The organism is Pseudomonas sp. GM84, from assembly GCF_000282535.1.
In the GTDB taxonomy this organism is placed as follows: domain Bacteria; phylum Pseudomonadota; class Gammaproteobacteria; order Pseudomonadales; family Pseudomonadaceae; genus Aquipseudomonas.
Window position 1 is genome coordinate 1 of sequence record NZ_AKJC01000002.1, and the last position, 17,496, is coordinate 17,496.

Genomic DNA, 17,496 nt, shown 5'->3' on the forward strand with positions numbered 1-17,496 from the left:
GCTTGCCGGCGATTGGGCTGCTAAGCAGCCCCTGATATCACTGTCCCAAATTCTCCAGCGCCTGGTTCAACGCCAGCACATTGACCACAGGCGGCCCGATCAATGGGTGGAGGGTGGCCTCTTCGAGCAAGGCTTGCAACCTCTCCACCGGCACCTGCCGCGCCGCCGCCACGCGCGGGATCTGATAGGCCACGGCCTGCGGCGGCAAGTGCGGGTCCAGACCGCTGCCGGAAGTGGTCAGCAAAGCCTGTGGCACCGGCCCCTGCCCAGCCTGATACAGCGTCGCGGCATCACCGGCCACACGCTCGGCCAATGCCGGGTTGCTCGGCGACAGGTTGCTGGCACTGCTGGCCACGGTGGCATAAGCCCCCGCTGAAGGCCGCGAATGGAACCAGCCATCGCCCTGGAAATCCTGGGCGATCAGTGCAGAGCCACGCACCTCCCCCTTCTCATCGCGCACCAGGCTGCCATTGGCCTGTTCCGGGAAGGCCACCTGAGCGATCCCGGTCACCGCCAGCGGATAAAGCGCACCGGTGACCACGGTCATCAGCAGGATCAGGCTCAGCGCCGGACGTACATAAGTGTTCATGGTTGGCCTCCTCAGACCAGGTGCAGGGCGTTGAGCAGCAGGTCGATCAGCTTGATCCCGGCGAACGGCACGACGATGCCGCCCAACCCGTAGATCAGCAGGTTGCGCCGCAGCAGGTGCGCCGCGCTCGCCGCTTGCACGCGCACGCCGCGCAGGGCCAGGGGGATCAGCACGATGATGATCAGCGCGTTGAACACGATCGCCGAGAGGATCGCGCTCTGCGGGCTGGCCAGGTGCATCAGGTTGAGCACACCGAGCTGCGGGTAGATGGCGGCGAACAGCGCCGGCAGGATGGCGAAGTACTTGGCCACGTCGTTGGCGATGGAGAACGTGGTCAGCGCGCCACGGGTCACCAGCAGCTCCTTGCCGACCTGCACCACGTCCAGCAGCTTGGTCGGGTCGCTGTCCAGGTCGACCATGTTGGCCGCTTCACGTGCGGCCTGGGTACCGTCGTTCATGGCCATGCCGACGTCAGCCTGGGCCAGCGCCGGGGCGTCGTTGGCGCCGTCGCCACACATGGCCACCAGGCGGCCGTCGTTCTGCTCCTGGCGGATGCGCGCCAGTTTTTTCTCCGGGGTGGCTTCGGCGAGCACGTCATCCACGCCGGCTTCGGCGGCGATGGCTGCTGCGGTCAGCGGGTTGTCGCCGGTTACCATCACGGTGCGGATGCCCAGCTTGCGCAGTTCGGCGAAGCGTTCGCGGATACCAGGCTTGACCACATCCTTGAGGTGAATCACGCCGAGCAGGCGCTTGTCGACGCACACCAGCAGCGGCGTGCCACCGCTCTGGGCGATGCGCTCGACTTCGCGGGCCAGCGCGGTCGGCATTTCCAGGCGTTGCATGCCAACGAAAGCCAGCACTGCGTCGACCGCCCCTTTGCGGTAGCAATGTTGCTGGAAGTCGATGCCCGACAGGCGCGTCTCGGCGCTGAAGGCAATGGCTTCAAACTGCTCGGCGCCCGGTTCGACAAAGTCGTGCAACTGACGCAGATACTCGACGATCGACTTGCCTTCGGCGGTGTCATCGGCCAGCGAAGCCAGCAAGGCGCCCTCGCCCAGCTCCCTGGCGGTGACACCGGTGGCGGCATGCAGCGCACTGCAGCGGCGGTTGCCGAAGGTGATGGTGCCGGTCTTGTCGAGCATCAGGGTGTGCACGTCACCGGCCGCTTCCACCGCGCGGCCGGAGCGGGCGATCACGTTCAGGCGCACCAGCCGGTCCATGCCGGCGATGCCGATGGCCGACAGCAGACCACCGATGGTGGTCGGAATCAGCGTCACCAGCAGCGCGGCGAGGAAGATCAGCGGCAGGCTGCCACCGGCGAAGTGGGCGAACGGCTGCAGAGTCACCACCACGATCAGGAAGATCAGGGTCAGGCCGATCAGCAGGATGTCGAGGGCGATCTCGTTGGGGGTCTTCTGCCGCTTGGCGCCTTCGACCAGGGCGATCATGCGGTCCAGGGTCGACTCGCCGGGGTTGCTGGTGACCCGAATCAACAGCCAGTCGGAGACCAGCCGGGTGTTGCCGGTCACTGCCGAACGATCACCGCCGGACTCTCGAATCACCGGCGCAGATTCACCCGTGATGGCCGACTCGTTGACCGCCGCGATGCCTTCGAGCACTTCGCCGTCAGCAGGGATCATCTCGCCCGACACGACCCGCACCACGTCGTCCTTGCGCAGCTGGGCAGCGGCGACGGTTTCGAACGAACCATCATTCCGGCGGCGCTGCGCGGTAAGGCCTTGGCTACCGGCCTTGAGGCTGTCGGCGCGGGCCTTGCCGCGCCCTTCGGCCAGGGCTTCGGCGAAGTTGGCGAACAGTACGGTAAACCACAGCCACAGCGCGATCTGCACGGCAACCGCCGTGCTCACGCCACTGTCAGGGGCGAAGCACAGCACGGTGGTCAACGCGGCTGTCAGGGCCACCACCAGCATCACCGGCGAACGCTTGAGCTGGCGCGGGTCGAGCTTGACGAAGGCTTGCACCAGCGCCGGGCGCCAGAGTGCGGCGAAGCGCGTCTGGTCCTTGGCGCTGTGCTGGGCGTTCACTTCAGGAATGGGCATGTTCATGGTCGGCTCCTCAGAAACCCAGGCTCAGGTGTTCGGCGATTGGCCCCAGGGCCAGGGTCGGCAGGAAGGTCAGGCCACCGACCAGCAGGATGGTCAGCAGCAGCAGGCCAGTGAACAGCGGGCCGTGGGTGGGGAAGCTGTTCAGCCCCTGGGGCGCGCTTTTCTTCGCCGCCAGGCTGCCGGCCAAGGCCAGGATCGGCAGGATGTAGCCAAAGCGGCCAATGAGCATGGCCAGGCCGATCATCAGGTTGTGGAACACCGTGTTGGCACCGAAACCGGCGAACGCCGAACCGTTGTTGGCGGTGCCTGAGGTATAGGCGTACAGCAACTGGCTGAAGCCATGGGCGCCCGGGTTGCTTACCGCACCCGCCGGGCCTGGCAGGCTGGCGGCGATGGCGCCAAGCACCAGCACGCCGACCGGCATCACCAGCAAGGTAGCCACCAGCAGTTGCACCTCCCGCGCCTGCAGTTTCTTGCCCAGGTATTCCGGGGTGCGGCCGATCATCAAGCCTGCCAGGAACACCGCGATCAGCACGAACAGCAACATGCCGTAGAGCCCTGCGCCAACGCCGCCGAAGATCACCTCGCCCACCATCATGTTGACCATCGCCACCATCCCGGTGAGCGGGTTCAGGCTGTCATGCATGGCATTGACCGAACCGTTGGACGCGGCGGTGGTGGTCACCGTCCACAGCACCGAACCGGTGGTGCCGAAACGGCTCTCCTTGCCTTCCATGGGCGCATCCTGCTGAACCTGGGCACTCTGCAGCGCCGGATTCGGCTGGTACTCCGACCACAGTGCGGTAGCACCGCCCATCAGGAACAGGCTCAGCATGCAGGCCAGGATCGCCCGGCTCTGGCGCAGGTCCTTGACGTAATGGCCGAAGGTGAATACCAGCGCGACCGGGATGAGGATGATCGAAGCGACTTCGAAGAGGTTGCTCCAGGCCGTGGGGTTCTCGAACGGATGCGCCGAGTTGACGCCGAAGAAGCCGCCGCCGTTGGTGCCCAGTTGCTTGATGGCGATCTGGCTGGCGGCCGGGCCGAGCGGGATGCTCTGGTCGGCGCCTTGCAGGGTCACGGCATGGGCGTAGTCGGCGAAGGTTTGCGGCACGCCCTGCCACACCAGCAGCAGCGCCAGCACCAGGCACAACGGCAACAGGCCGTAGAGGGTGGCGCGGGTCATGTCGACCCAGAAGTTGCCCAGGCTTGTGGTCGAGCGGCGGGCGATGCCCCGGCACAGGGCCACCAGCACGGCCAGGCCGGTGGCGGCGCTGACGAAGTTCTGCACGGTCATGCCCAGCATCTGGCTCAGGTAACTGACCGAGGCCTCGCCGCTGTAGGCCTGCCAGTTGGTGTTGGTGACGAAGCTCACGGCGGTGTTGAAGGCCAGTGACCATTCCTGGCCCGGCAGGTGTTGCGGGTTCAGGGGCAGGTAGCCTTGCAACAGCAGGACAGCGAACAGCAGGAGGAAGCCGGCCAGGTTGAAGGCCAGCAGCGCCAGGGCGTACTGCTTCCAGTTCTGCTCCTGTTCGGCGCGTACCCCGGCAAGCCGGTAACAGCCTTGTTCGACGGGGCCGAGCAGTGGCGTCAGCCAGGTGCGCTGGCCCTCCATGACCTTGTAGTAGAACCGTCCGAGCCAAGGTGCCGGCAGCAGCACGATGGCGAAGAACGCCAACAGCAAAGCGAAGTCGTAACTGTGCATGGCCACTCCCTAGCTGCGATCGGCGCGCAGCAGCGCCACCAGCAGGTAAATCGCCAATGCCACTGCCAGAAGCAGTGACAGCCCGTCGAGCATGTGCATGAGTGGAACTCCCCGTGTTGCGGCTTGGGCCGCTTTGGGGAAATTGTCCGTGGGAGGGGCGTAAAGGGGCGAGATCGAGGGAGGGGGGTGGGGATAAAGAAAGCGTAAAGATCAGGCTTCTGAGGTGGCAGTACCGGCCCTTTCGCGGGGCAAGCCCGCTCCCACAGGCACCCTACTGTCCTGAGAAAAGTGGGGTACCTGTGGGAGCGGGCTTGCCCCGCGAAGGGGCCGGCACAGAATTAACGCTGCGGCGTCTGCTGCCCCGCGTTGCGGCTCCAGTCCAGCAACAGGCTGTACCCCACCGCCAGCAAGGTCGGCCCGATGAACAGGCCAATGAAGCCAAAGGCAATCAACCCACCGAACACGCCCAGCAGAACGATCACCAACGGCAAGTTGCCGCCCCGGCTGATCAGGTAAGGCTTGAGCACGTTGTCCACGCCACTGATGACGAAGGTGCCCCACATGCCCAGGAACACGGCCATGCCGTACTCACCCTTCCACACCAGCCAGCCGGTCGCCGGTATCCAGGCCAGCGGCGGCCCCATGGGGATCAGGCTGAGCATGAAGGTGACCAGGCCCAGCACGATGGCCCCCGGCACCCCGGCGATCAGGAAGCCGATCAGCGCCAGCAGCGCCTGGGCCGCGGCGGTGCCGATCACGCCGTTGACCACCCGTTGCACGGTACCGGCCACCAGTTCCAGGTAGTATTCTGCGCGCTCACCCGCCAGCCGTTGCAGCAGGCGCAGGACGAACGCCGCCAGGCGCGGGCCGTCTCGATAGAAGAAGAACACGAAGACCAGGCTCAAGGACAGCTCCAGCATCCCGCTGCCGATCTGTGCACTGCGTGCCAGCAGCCAGTTACCGACCTGGCCCAGGTGAGGCTTGATCGAGGCAATCAGCGCAGCGCCCTGCTGATCCATGGATTGCCACCAGCGGACCAGACGCTCGCCGACCAGGGGTATGCCCCCCAGCCAGTCCGGCGCCTCAGGCAGGCCACCGACCTGCACGTCACGCACGAAGGCAGTGGCGTCGCGGATATGGTCCGCCAGGTTGAAACCCAGCCATACCAGGGGCAGTGCCACGATCAGGATCCAGGCCGTGGTCAGCAGGCTCGCGGCAAGGGTTTCACGCCCGCCCAGCACCCGCGTCAGCAAGCGCATCAACGGCCAGCTGGCAAAGGCCAGGATGGCGCCCCACAACAAGGCTGAAATGAAGGGGGCCATCACCCAGAGTGCAGCACCGAGCAAGGCCAGCAGGACGATCTGGATCAACAGGCGGTCATTGTTGGCCATGGTGGCACTCGTTCAACGGATCAGTTCCAGGTGCAGGCCATCGGTTGGGGTGCTGCCGACTTCGAGCCGGTTGCTGCGCACCCCGGCCTTGATCAATTGCTCGCGCCAGGCCTCGGCCTGGGCGCCGCTGAGGCTGGCGCGCATGGTGCTGTCCAGGTTCAGGCTGCGGCTGAGCAACGTCACCCAGGCCGGCTGCGGGACGCTCAGGTCAGGGTAGTCGAGCTTGCCGGTGTCGCGCATTTCGCGCAGCACCGTGGCGGCCGTGGGCAGCAGGTCACCGAGCGGGCTGCCGGCGACGAACTCCTCCACGTGCAGGTAGGCGCGGCGGTTGCCGCGGGTGACGCTGTACAGCGCGACCAGGGTGTCGGCCTCCTCGGCGGAGCGGCGCAGCAGGATGAATGCCTGCTGCTCGTCACCGCCATTGAGCCGGGCGTTGCCGAATACATCGTTGGCCCACAGGCTGGCTTCGCCACAGTCGCGGCCCTGGCACCAGAACAGCGGGTAACCACCGGCGTGCTGCAGCTCTTCGCGGGCACTGGTGAACGCTTCGCGCGCGGTGCGCTCGACGGGCAGTTCATAGGTCACCGAACTGACCTGGCCACGGCTTTCGACCTTGTCGTCGACGCGCAGCCGGCCGCTGATCTTGCGCAGCGGCCCCATGGGGTAGATGCGTTCCTGCTCCACGGCAGGGCGTTGGTCGACGACCTTGCCATCCACCGGAACGGGCAGGCTGCCGGCCCACAGCAACGGGCTGGCCAGCCCCAGGCAGCCGGCGATGAGAACTCGAATGCTCATCGGCCACCCATGCCGCACGCGGCGCCGGTGAAAAGTTGATGGATGTCTGGCATGTACATGGTTGTCTCCCTGTTCAACCCGCCAAGCCTCGACACTTGTCCGATGCAAGTCAAGCAAAGCCAAAGAAGCGATTGAAACAGTCTGCAACAAGGGTCGCGCCCTGTTCATCGTTCAAGTGCAGGTGATGCCCGCCGGGCAACACGGTCTGCGCAAAGGGTAGCTGCTCCAGCAACTCGGTGTGGCGCGCCAGCATGCCATCGGCGGCCACCACCAGGCTGGTCGGGCAGCTCACCCGGCGCACATAGGCCATCGCCTGGGCCTGGCTCAGGCGCAGCGGGGATGGCAAGGTCAGGCGGCTGTCGCTGCGCCAGCTGTAACCGCCAGGCACCGGCATCAGCCCACGCTGGGCCAGCAGCTCGGCGGCCTCACGGCTGACGGCGACCATGCCTTTCATGCGCGCCTGCACGCCCTCTTCCAGGGTCTGGTAAACCGACTTGCGCTTGCCATCCAGGCGCAACTGGGCCTGCAAGGCCATGCCCAGGCGTTCGCCGGCATCCTGCTCGGCACCGGTCGGCGGAATGACCCCGTCGATCAAGGCCAGATGGCTGACCCGCTCGGGCAGCGCGCCGGCCAGCTGCACCGAAATGATCGCCCCCAGCGAATGGCCGAGCAGTGCAAAACGCTGCCAACCCAGCTGTTCGGCAACCCGCAGCACGTCGTGGGCGTAGTCGGCCAGGGCATAACCGGCCCCCGGTGGCCGGTGTTCGGAGTAACCATGCCCGGCCAGATCGATAGCAACGATGCGCAGGCCCTTCAGTTGCGGTGCCAGGCGGACGAAGCTGTTGGCGTTGTCCAGCCAGCCGTGCAGGGCGATCACCGGCAGGCCGTTCTCGGGGCCGAACAGGTGGGCGGCCAGCTCGATATGACCCAGGCTCAGGCGGACTTCCTCGACCTGTGCGCTCATGCCTGGTTCCAGCGGTCGAACAGGCCTTTGATCAGGCTGGCGGTGTCGGTCGGCCGCTCCAGGGGGAACATGTGGCCACCGGACACGCTGTGGTATTCGCCCTTGGGCATGCCACGCACGGCCAGCGTGTGATGGCGGCGAATCACCTTGCTGCGATCGCCATGCACCATCGCCAGCGGCACCTGCAGCTGCCGCGCGGGGGCTGGGCTTGCGTGGGGGATGCTGCGGTAGATGCTGATTTCGGTGGCCGGATCGAAGCGCAGTCGCAGCCCCTGCTCCGCCTCCTCCAGACCATGCTGCAGATACGCTTCGAGGCAGTCGGGGTCGAAATGGCGGAACAGGCTCTTGCTGGCGAAGTAGTCGCGCGCACTGTCGCGGTCGGTGAAGACCTCACGCCGCCCCAGGGTACGCCCTGCTGCGGTGATGCGGTCGATGAAGCCAAACCGCTTGGCGGTACGCAGCAACCATTGGTCGGCACGGGTCAGCACCGGCGAATCCAGCATCACCACTCCCCGGTAATACTGCGGGCAGCGCAAGGCCGCATGCAGGTGCAGCACGCCCCCCAGGGAGTGGCCCACCCCCCACACCGGCGCATCCTGCCGGGCCAGGTGGTGCAGGAGTTCATCCACCAGGTTCTGCCAGTTCTCGTTCACCGGGAAGCGTGGGTCATGGGCATGTTGGGCCAGGTATCCGACCTCGTAGTCCGGCGCCAGGGCAGCGAACAGCTTGCCGTAGGTGGCCGAGGGAAAACCGTTGGCGTGGGCGAAGAAGATCTGCTGCGACATGGCGCCTGGTCCGGACCGAGAAATGATGGCCCATTGTCGGCATCCTGCTGCCGCTCGGCAACGTCCGGAAAGGTCATCGCCAAGGGTGATAAGGTCAGGCACTGCTAGCAATGGGCCCCGTGCACCGGCAACTGAAACAATGTCAGTTGCCGGCGATCAGGCTGGCGAACTGACCGCGCGAAGGGTCATCAGCCCGGCCAATGGCCAGTCGCCCTCCAGCTCCGCCAGGCTGGCGGTGCTCATGGGCGGTGGTTGCTGACCGTGGCCATGCTCGAGCATGCCGACCAACGTACTCACCAGTGGCTGGTGACTGACCAACAGCACCTGCTCCAGGCCCAGCCGCTCGATCTCTGCGATCACCTTTTGCACATCGCTTTCAGGCGTCAGCCAGGGCACGGTGCGCACGGGCTCGGCAAAGCCCAAGGTGTCATGCACCAGCGCCGCCGTCTGCTGGGCACGCACGTAAGGGCTGGCGATGATCGCCTGCAACGGTTGGCCAAGCAGCCTTGCGGCGCTGTGCAGCACCTGTTCGCGGCCGTGGGCCGTCAGCCGCCGCTCGGCGTCGGTGTTGGCCCGCGGCTCCGCTTCACCATGGCGCAAAATCCACAGCTTCACAGCTTCGGCTCCTCATCGCGCACCGGATGCGGTGCCGGGGCCACGGCGTGCGGTGCTTCGCCTTCAGGCGCGCGCGGGGCCGGCCAATCGGCGAACGGCCAGGGCTTGTTATCGGTGTGGAAGGTGCCAAAACGGCCGATCTGCGCCAGATACTGGCTAAGGCTGTCGCCGAAGTTCATCAGGCTGGCGCTCGGGGCGCCATAAATGAGCCGGTAGATGAGCTGGACCATCACCAGGCCGCCCAGCAGCAGCTCGGCCAGTTGCCAGACCACCAGAAACACCAGCATCCACAGCACGCGCAGGATGATCGATTCGCGCTGCGCGCGCTCGGGGGTATCGTTCATGTATCGCTCCTTGCTCTGGTCAGGGCCGCTGAGGGCTCAGTTGAAACCACTGGTGGAAATGAAGTCGACGTCGGTCTTCGGCTCGGCACGCATCAGGTGTTCGATTACCTGGTTCAGTGTACGACCCTCGAACAGGATGGCGTGCAGGCCGGCTACCAGCGGCATGTAGACCTGCATCTCCTGCGCCTTGGCCTTGAGTACCTTGATCGTGTTGACCCCTTCGGCCACCTCGCCCAGGCGATTGACCGCCTGCTCCAGGCTCAGGCCCTGACCCAGGGCATGACCGACCTGGTAGTTGCGGCTCTTGGGCGAGGAACAAGTGACGATCAGGTCGCCGACCCCGGCCAGGCCGAGGAACGTCATGGGGTTGGCACCCTGACTCACGGCAAAGCGGGTCATTTCGGCCAGCGCGCGGGTAATCAGCATGCTCTTGGTGTTCTCGCCCATGCCCAAGGCCACGGCCATGCCAGCGATGATGGCGTAGACGTTCTTCAGCGCGCCGCCAAGCTCCACACCAAAGCGATCGCTGCTGGCATAGACCCGGAAGGTGCGCCCGTGCAGCACGTCCTGAACGCGCTGGCAGAGCGCTTCGTCCTCGCTGGCGACCACGGTGGCGGTCAGTGCATGCTCGGCGATCTCGCGGGCCAGGTTCGGCCCCGACAGCACGCCGATGCGCGCCTGGGGCGCGATCTCTTCGAGAATCTGGCTCATCAGCTTGAAGCTCTGCGCTTCGATACCCTTGGTCAGGCTGACCAGGCATTTGCCACGCAGCAGCTCGGCATGCGGTGCCAGCACACTGCGCAGGGCGCTGGAGGGCAAGGCAACGAAGATCAGGTCACTGGCCTGCACGGTAGCCAGCAGGTCGTTGACCGGCTCGACCCCGTCGTGCAGACGGATGCCTTTGAGGTAGCGCGGGTTCTCGCGATTGACGCGCATCGCCTCGGCTTGCTCAGGGTCGCGCATCCATTGGCGCACCGGCACACCGTTCTCGGCCAGCAGGTTCGCCACGGCGGTGCCGAAGCTGCCGCCTCCCAGAACTGCAACAGGTTGCTGTTCAGTCATATTCAATCCATTAAAGCCATAAGTTAAGTGGCGACCTGGCCATTATACGGCGCGCCTGCGTCAGAACCAGTAGCAGTGCCGGCCCTTTCACAGAACGGTGATTTGCCGCACTGGCAAAACCCCCATGGTCAGTTAACATGCCTGTTTCAACTCTGAGACAAGGCCGTACCGTGGTCCCTGGCACGCCCCCCTACCCTCGCCTGCTGCTGCTCACCGCCCTGCTCGGCGGCCAGGCAGCAGCCAACGACCTGTTCATCGACAACGCCGATCTGCCTCAGGTTCTGACTGCCACGCGACTGAAACAATCCCCGGCAGCGGTGCCGGGCAGCATGACCGTGCTGGACAGCGAACTGATCCGCGCCAGCGGCGCGCGCGACATCCCTGACCTGCTGCGCCTGGTGCCGGGCATGATGATCGGCTACGGCGCTGGCAACCAGCCGACCGTCAACTACCACGGCACCAACGTCAACGAAGCACGGCGCATGCAGGTGCTGATCGATGGCCGCTCGGTGTACCGCGCGGGCCTGGCCACGGTGGACTGGAGCGACATCCCGGTGGCGCTGGAAGATATCGAGCGCATCGAGGTGTTCCGCGGCCCCAACACTGTCAGCTACGGCGCCAATGCGCTGATGGCGGTGGTCAACATCCTGACCCGCAACCCGGCCGACAGCCACGGCACACGCATGAAGCTGACCCGCGGTGAGAATGGCATCGACGACTACTACCTCAGCCACGGCCTGGGCTGGGACGGCGGCGACCTGCGCCTTTCGGTGTCGGGACAGAAGGACGACGGTTTCGATGAAAACCAGTTCGGCCAGGACTACCGTGACAGCCGCCGCCTGAACCGCTTCAACCTCAGCGTCAGCCACATCCTGGCGCCGAACCAGACCCTGGAATGGCAACTGGCGGCCAAGGAAGGCAGCAACCAGCGCCCCTACACCTACCAACCCGTGTTCGGCCGCTATGCCGCGGGCAACGACGCCGATGTCAACGCCAAGGATTACGCAGGCTCCGTGCGCTGGAACATCGACTTCAATCCAGAGCACAGTCTGTACGTCCAGGGCTCGGCCCAGCACTTTGACCGCCAGCAGGTCTGGCGGGCCTGCGATGCCCTGATGGCGTTCAGCCCGGCATTGACGCAGCTCTGGCAGCTGAACCCGGACTTCGCCGAAAAAGTGGCACGCAATCTATCGACAGGCAATTTGCCGACCACTACCGACCCCAGGCTCGGCGCACTCCTGACACAGGCCAAGGCGCAATGGAGCCAAGGCGGCAGTGATACCGTTTGCGGCGATGTCGACCAGAGCACCCGGGAAACCCGCTACGACCTGGAGATCCAGGACACCCTGAGCCTCACCGACAGCCTGCGCCTGCTCAGCGGCATGAACTTCCGCTATGATCGCGCCGATTCGCAGACCTACTTCAATGGCAGCCTCGACGACCAGACCTGGCGCCTGTTCGGCCAGCTCGAATGGCGCGCCGACGAGCACTGGATCCTGCAGGGCGGCGCGATGCTCGAAGACTCGAAGTTGTCCGGCAGCTCCCTGACCCCGCGCATGGCGGTGAACTACCTGATCACCCCGCGCCACGGATTGCGCGCGGTGTACTCCGAGGCGGTGCGTTCGCCCGACATGTTCGAGAACAACGTCAACTGGAGCTACACGGTCAAGAACCTGACCCCCAATCGCTTCGGCGAGCAGCATGGCGAATACTTCGTCAAGACCCGTGGCCCCGGAGACCTCGACCAGGAGCGCATGCGCTCTCGCGAGCTGGGCTACAACGGCCAGTTCACCGAACTGGACCTGAGCATGGATGTGAAGCTGTTCTACGACGAAATCACCGGAATGATCAGCGAGCCCTTGCGCAACAACCAGTACATTGCCAGCAACGCCAACAAGGCCCGCTTCAGCGGCAGCGAAGCCCAGCTGGACTGGCGTGCGACCCGCCGCGACCGCCTGCGTTTCACCTATGCCTACGTCGACGCCTGGGCCAGCAACCCCGCTGACAGTGCCAACACCGCCCGCAACAGTGGCTCGGCCGGCTGGATGCGCGAATGGGGCGAGGGCTGGTCGAGCGCGCTGTTCTACTATGGCGACGATGCCCTCAATCAGTACCGCTACGAGCGCCTCGACCTTCGCCTGGCCAAGCGGTTTCGCATCCAGAGCAGCAACCTGGAGCTGGCCGCCCTGTGGCAGCAACGCCTGGACGATGAGCCGACCACCACGGAGCAGAACCTCTACGACAGCCGCCACCGCCTGAGCGTGAGCGCGGAGCTGGAGTTCTGATGGCCCGCCTGCTGTGCCTGCTGCTGTTCTGCCTGTGGCCACTGGGTTCGCTGTCCGCCAGCGAAATCCTGGTGGTCGGTGGCGAGGATCAGCCTGGCATACGCAGCTTCGCCACGGCCCTTGAAAGCCGTCGCAGCCATGACAAGGTGAGGTTCCAGACCGTCGCCGAGCTGCCCCGCCCCAGTCAGCTGAAGGCCGACCTGCGCCTGGTGCTGCTCGACAGCGCCGCGCTGGAGTGGCGCCTTGGTGAAGCCGCCGGCCCCCCCGCCCTGGCCATGCGCATCAGCCGGGTACAGGCTCATCAGCGCCTGGGAAAGTCGCGCCCCGCCTACCTGACCCTGCTCTGGAGTGACCCGCCCCTGGCCCGGCAACTGCGCCTGGCCCGCTACCTGCTGCCCCAGGCCCAGCGCATTGGCGTCCTGTACGGCGAGCAGAGTCACTTCCTGCTCGACGAGCTGCGCCTGGCGGCTCGCCCGCTCGGCCTGGAGATCGTCGCCCAGGACTGGCCGGACCAGCGCGACAGCAGGCCACTGCAGCATCTGCTGGGCAGCAGCGATGTGCTGCTTGGCCTTGAAGACCCCGACCTGTACAACTCCAAGACCGCGAAAAACCTGCTGCTCAGCAGTTACGGCCGGCAGATGGCGATGATCGGCCCGAACGCGGGCTTCGTCCGCGCCGGCGCCCTGGCCAGCACCTACAGCGATCAGGAAGACTGGCTGAGGGTGCTCGACCAGTTGCTTGACCTCCCACCCGCACGCTGGCCGCGCGGCCTCTACCCGACGCGTTTCAGGGTCAGCGGCAACCAGCAGGTAGCCCGTGCCCTGGGCCTTGAACCGATCGATCAGAAGGCCACTGCCAAGGCCCTGGCAGAAGGAGAACCCAACCCATGAGCAAACGCCTGAGCTGGGACATCCATACCCGCACCCAGATCATCAGCCTGGGCCCTGCACTGCTGTTGACCTTGCTGCTGATCAGCTTCTTCACCTTCGTGCGCATCCAGGATTTGCGCCAGGAGCTCAACCACACCGGGCAACTGATCGCCAACCAGCTGGCGCCGGCCTCCGAGTACGGGGTGATCTCTGGCAACAATGAAGTGCTCGAAGGCCTGATGCGCGCCACCCTGAGCATTCCCCATGTGCGCTTCCTGGAAGTGCAGGACGGCCGCAACCACATCCTGGTGTACGTCGAGCAGTCCGATGAAAGCAACAATCGGGCGCAGCGGGTGGAAGTGTTCCAAGCGCCGATCCGGCTGCAGCAGATCCGCCTCGACAACGACTTCCTGCAGCAAGGCAAGACACCGCCAACGTCCATCGGTGACGACTACCTGGGGCGGGTCATCGTCGGCATGTCGGATGACGCGTTCAGCCAGCGCCAGCAGGAAATCGTGATCAAGGCCGGGATCCTGGCCCTGTTCGCCCTGCTGTTCACCTTCCTGCTTGCCCGCCGCCTGGCACTGAGCCTGGCCAAGCCGATCAGCGACATGGGCCATGCGGTCAAGGCCATCCAGCAGGGTGAATACGATGCGCCGCTGCCGGTGGTCGACGACAGCGAGCTGGGTCACCTGGCCCGCCACATCAACAACCTGGCCAGCGCCCTCGAGCAGGCCAGCATCGAACAGAAGCAGGCCATTGCCCAACTGATCCAGGCCCGCGAGGAGGCCGAGCAGGCCAACGGCGCCAAGTCGGAATTCCTGGCAATGATGAGCCACGAGCTGCGCACGCCCATGAACGGTGTACTGGGCATGCTGCAACTGCTGGAAACCACCCAGTTGACCAGCGAACAGGCCGACTACACCGCAGTCGCCAGCGAATCCACCGGGCACCTGCTGAAGGTGATCAACGACATCCTCGATTTTTCGCGTATCGAGCGCACCAACCTGGAGCTGGAACACATCGACTTCAACCTGGGCGAGCTGATCGCCAGCAGCGTGCAGTCGTTCCAGCACAGCGCGCAGCAGCGCGGCCTGGCGTTGCACCTGCAATTGCCTGCCGACGCCGAGCGGCTGCAGGTGGTAGGCGACCCGACCCGGATACGTCAGGTGCTCCTCAACCTGGTCGGCAATGCCTTGAAGTTCACCGAACGCGGCCAGATCATGGTTGAAGCACGCTGGCAAATGCTCGACCGCCAGCAACTGTGGTTTACCTGCAGCGTGCGCGACACCGGCATCGGGATCGACAACGAACGCCTGGAAATGATGTTCATCGCCTTCCAGCAGGCCGACAGTTCGATTTCTCGCCGCTATGGCGGTACCGGTCTGGGCCTGTCGATCGCCCGTACCCTGGCCGAACGCATGGGCGGCAAGCTGCGCGGTGAGAGCCGCGAAGGCTTGGGGTCGACCTTTACCCTGGAAATGCCACTGACCCTGGCCAGCCCCACGCCGGCGACCTTGTCAGGCAGTGCGCTTGATCTGGAGCCGATGGCCGAGGGCGAACGGATCCTGCTGGTGGAGGACAATCCGGTCAATCAAAGTGTCATCGAGGCCATGTTGCGCAGCCTGGGCCTGGAAGTCAGCGTGGCCCATGACGGCATACAGGCGGTCGACCAGGTCAGCCAGCAGCGCTTTTCCGCCGTGCTGATGGACTGCCGCCTGCCCCAGGTGGACGGCTATGAGGCCACCCGGCGCATCCGCCTGCTGCCCGGCACCGCCCAGCTACCGATCATCGCCCTGACCGCAAATGCGTTGCAGGGCGACCGAGAGCGCTGCCTGGCCGCCGGCATGAACGATTACCTGAGCAAACCGTTCCGCCGCACCGACCTGCAGCGGGTATTGCAGCGCTGGTTAACCCGGCCAGACAGCCGCGACTGGCGATAAATGCTAAAGTGCGGCAGTCTTAAGGACTGGACAGGACCCTCGTCGGCCCTGAAAATAGACGTTTCAGTGCACACCTGTACTTCTTTCGCCAGGTGCGCTGTGACTTTCACCACAACGCAATAGTCTACCTGTAGGCTGCCGCCCGGAGAGATGCCGGGTTGGCCGGGAAGATTCATCCCCTGCCACAGGGGGTTATTGAGGAGCTCGCATGACCAAACAACACGCCTTTACTCGGGAAGACCTGCTGCGCTGCAGTCGCGGTGAGCTGTTCGGCCCAGGTAATGCGCAACTGCCCGCGCCGAACATGCTGATGGTCGATCGCATCACCCATATCAGCGAAGAAGGTGGCAAGTACGGCAAGGGTGAATTGGTCGCCGAGCTGGATATCACCCCGGACCTGTGGTTCTTTGCCTGCCACTTCGAAGGTGACCCGGTGATGCCAGGCTGCCTGGGCCTCGATGCCATGTGGCAGCTGGTCGGCTTCTTCCTCGGCTGGCAGGGTCTGCCAGGCCGCGGTCGCGCGCTGGGTTCGGGCGAAGTGAAGTTCTTCGGCCAGGTCTTGCCTACTGCCAAGAAAGTCACCTACAACATTCACATCAAGCGCGTCCTGAAGGGCAAGCTGAACATGGCCATCGCCGATGGCTCGGTCAGCGTTGACGGCCGCGAGATCTACACTGCCGAAGGCCTGCGGGTCGGCGTGTTCACCTCCACTGACAATTTCTAAGGGTTATTCGCATGCGCCGCGTCGTTATCACTGGTCTGGGCATCGTATCGTGCCTGGGCAATGACAAAGCTACCGTCACCGAAAACCTGCGCAACAGCCGTCCGGGTATCCGTTACAACCCGGAATACAAGGAACAGGGGCTGCGTAGCCAGGTTTCCGGCTCCATCGACCTCAACCTCGAAGAACTGATCGACCGCAAGGTCTTCCGCTTCGTCGGCCACGCTGCTGCCTACGCCTACCTGGCGATGCAGGACGCGATCAAGGACGCCGGTCTGACCGAAGAGCAGGTTTCCAACCCGCGTACCGGCCTGGTGGCTGGCTCCGGCGGCGCCTCGACCCTGAACCAGATGGAAGCGCTGGACACCCTGCGCGAGAAAGGCGTCAAGCGCGTCGGCCCCTACCGCGTCACCCGTACCATGGGTAGCACCGTGTCGGCGTGCCTGGCCACTCCGTTCAAGATCAAGGGCCTGAACTACTCGATCTCGTCGGCCTGCGCTACCTCGGCACACTGCATCGGTACCGCGCTGGAGCAGATCCAGTGGGGCAAGCAGGACATCGTCTTCGCCGGCGGTGGTGAAGAAGAGCACTGGAGCCAGTCGTTCCTGTTCGATGCCATGGGCGCTCTTTCGACCAAGCGCAACGACACCCCGGAACTGGCCTCGCGCGCCTACGACGCTGACCGTGATGGCTTCGTCATCGCTGGCGGCGGCGGCATGGTGGTGGTCGAGGAGCTGGAACACGCTCTGGCCCGTGGCGCCAAGATCTACGCCGAAATCGTTGGCTACGGTGCCACTTCCGACGGCTACGACATGGTCGCCCCGAGCGGCGAAGGCGCCATCCGCTGCATGCAGCAGGCGCTGGCCACCGTCGACACCCCGATCGACTACCTGAACACCCACGGCACCTCGACCCCGGTCGGCGACGTTGCCGAGATCAAGGGTGTTCGCGCGGTATTCGGCGACAAAGCGCCGAAGATCAGCTCGACCAAGAGCCTGTCCGGTCACTCGCTGGGCGCCGCTGGCGTGCACGAGGCGATCTACTGCCTGCTGATGATGGAGAACAACTTCATCGCCGGCTCCGCCAACATCGACGAGCTGGACCCGGAGGTCGCCGACCTGCCGATCCTGCGCAAGACCGAAGAGAACGCGAAGATCGACACGGTCATGAGCAACAGCTTCGGCTTTGGCGGCACCAATGCCACCCTGGTGCTCAAGCGCTGGGAAGGCAAGTAAGGCCTTGCTGCAGTAAATGAAAACGCCCCGACTGGTTCGGGGCGTTTTTTTTGCACTGCCTGCACCGGCCCTATCGCCGGCGAGCCGGCTTCCACAGGACTTGAGAGCTGCGCAGTACCTGTGGGAG

The 17,496-nt window shown here is 65.0% G+C and carries 15 protein-coding genes and 1 pseudogene; 5 read left to right on the top strand and 11 right to left on the bottom strand.

The genetic code is table 11. The annotated features are described in order from the left end of the window. Nucleotides 1–37 precede the first annotated feature (37 nt). From kdpC to PMI38_RS00065, 11 genes are all read right to left on the bottom strand, one after another. Nucleotides 38–589 carry a potassium-transporting ATPase subunit KdpC gene (gene kdpC / locus PMI38_RS00015; RefSeq protein WP_008089078.1) on the bottom strand — a complete coding sequence of 184 codons (552 nt, stop codon included), beginning with the start codon at nt 587–589 and terminating at the stop codon, nt 38–40. Nucleotides 590–600: 11 nt separating this feature from the next. After that, a complete protein-coding gene (gene kdpB, locus PMI38_RS00020; protein ID WP_008089080.1) occupies nt 601–2,655 on the bottom strand; it encodes a potassium-transporting ATPase subunit KdpB in 2,055 nt (684 codons plus the stop codon). Between the two features lie 10 nt (nt 2,656–2,665). Further along, nucleotides 2,666–4,360, bottom strand: coding sequence for a potassium-transporting ATPase subunit KdpA (gene kdpA, locus PMI38_RS00025; RefSeq protein WP_008089082.1), 1,695 nt, complete (start codon nt 4,358–4,360; stop codon nt 2,666–2,668). Between the two features lie 9 nt (nt 4,361–4,369). Continuing rightward, a complete protein-coding gene (kdpF, locus tag PMI38_RS00030) occupies nt 4,370–4,459 on the bottom strand; it encodes a K(+)-transporting ATPase subunit F (protein WP_008089084.1) in 90 nt (29 codons plus the stop codon). A gap of 239 nt (nt 4,460–4,698) precedes the next feature. Next, nucleotides 4,699–5,751: an AI-2E family transporter gene (locus PMI38_RS00035; RefSeq protein WP_008089086.1), complete on the bottom strand. Its 1,053-nt coding sequence runs from the start codon at nt 5,749–5,751 to the stop codon at nt 4,699–4,701. Between the two features lie 12 nt (nt 5,752–5,763). Beyond that, a complete protein-coding gene (locus tag PMI38_RS00040; protein ID WP_008089088.1) occupies nt 5,764–6,546 on the bottom strand; it encodes a DUF4892 domain-containing protein in 783 nt (260 codons plus the stop codon). A 109-nt stretch (nt 6,547–6,655) separates the two neighbouring features. Then, nucleotides 6,656–7,510, bottom strand: a complete 855-nt coding sequence (locus PMI38_RS00045; protein WP_008089090.1) for an alpha/beta hydrolase — start codon at nt 7,508–7,510, stop codon at nt 6,656–6,658. Next, nucleotides 7,507–8,295, bottom strand: a complete 789-nt coding sequence (locus PMI38_RS00050) for an alpha/beta fold hydrolase (RefSeq protein ID WP_008089091.1) — start codon at nt 8,293–8,295, stop codon at nt 7,507–7,509. Before PMI38_RS00050 ends, PMI38_RS00045 begins: the two co-directional genes overlap by 4 nt. A 156-nt stretch (nt 8,296–8,451) precedes the next feature. Continuing rightward, nucleotides 8,452–8,910 carry a phosphohistidine phosphatase SixA gene (gene sixA, locus PMI38_RS00055; protein WP_008089093.1) on the bottom strand — a complete coding sequence of 153 codons (459 nt, stop codon included), beginning with the start codon at nt 8,908–8,910 and terminating at the stop codon, nt 8,452–8,454. After that, nucleotides 8,907–9,254, bottom strand: a complete 348-nt coding sequence (locus tag PMI38_RS00060; RefSeq protein WP_008089096.1) for a DUF4389 domain-containing protein — start codon at nt 9,252–9,254, stop codon at nt 8,907–8,909. The genes sixA and PMI38_RS00060 overlap by 4 nt, the downstream gene beginning before the upstream one ends. Before the next feature lie 36 nt (nt 9,255–9,290). Continuing rightward, entirely contained in the window at nt 9,291–10,316 is a 1,026-nt protein-coding gene (locus PMI38_RS00065; RefSeq protein ID WP_008089098.1) for an NAD(P)H-dependent glycerol-3-phosphate dehydrogenase, read from the bottom strand. 137 nt (nt 10,317–10,453) lie between these two features. Between PMI38_RS00065 and PMI38_RS00070 the strand changes: the two genes are divergently transcribed. The 5 genes and pseudogenes from PMI38_RS00070 (at nt 10,454) to fabB (ending at nt 17,369) form a co-directional block, all read left to right on the top strand. After that, nucleotides 10,454–12,601 carry a TonB-dependent receptor plug domain-containing protein gene (locus tag PMI38_RS00070; RefSeq protein ID WP_177324894.1) on the top strand — a complete coding sequence of 716 codons (2,148 nt, stop codon included), beginning with the start codon at nt 10,454–10,456 and terminating at the stop codon, nt 12,599–12,601. After that, nucleotides 12,601–13,491, top strand: coding sequence for a hypothetical protein (locus PMI38_RS00075; protein WP_008089101.1), 891 nt, complete (start codon nt 12,601–12,603; stop codon nt 13,489–13,491). Before PMI38_RS00070 ends, PMI38_RS00075 begins: the two co-directional genes overlap by 1 nt. Next, nucleotides 13,488–15,420, top strand: a pseudogene (locus PMI38_RS00080) (ATP-binding protein). Before PMI38_RS00075 ends, PMI38_RS00080 begins: the two are co-directional and overlap by 4 nt. Nucleotides 15,421–15,621: 201 nt before the next feature. Then, the gene (gene fabA / locus PMI38_RS00085; protein ID WP_008089108.1) at nt 15,622–16,137 is read left to right on the top strand and encodes a 3-hydroxyacyl-[acyl-carrier-protein] dehydratase FabA; all 516 of its coding nucleotides are present in this window, start codon (nt 15,622–15,624) and stop codon (nt 16,135–16,137) included. An 11-nt stretch (nt 16,138–16,148) separates the two neighbouring features. Beyond that, nucleotides 16,149–17,369 (top strand): beta-ketoacyl-ACP synthase I, encoded by a 1,221-nt coding sequence (gene fabB, locus PMI38_RS00090; protein ID WP_008089110.1) that lies wholly within the window; start codon nt 16,149–16,151, stop codon nt 17,367–17,369. The last annotated feature ends 127 nt before the right edge of the window (nt 17,370–17,496 follow it).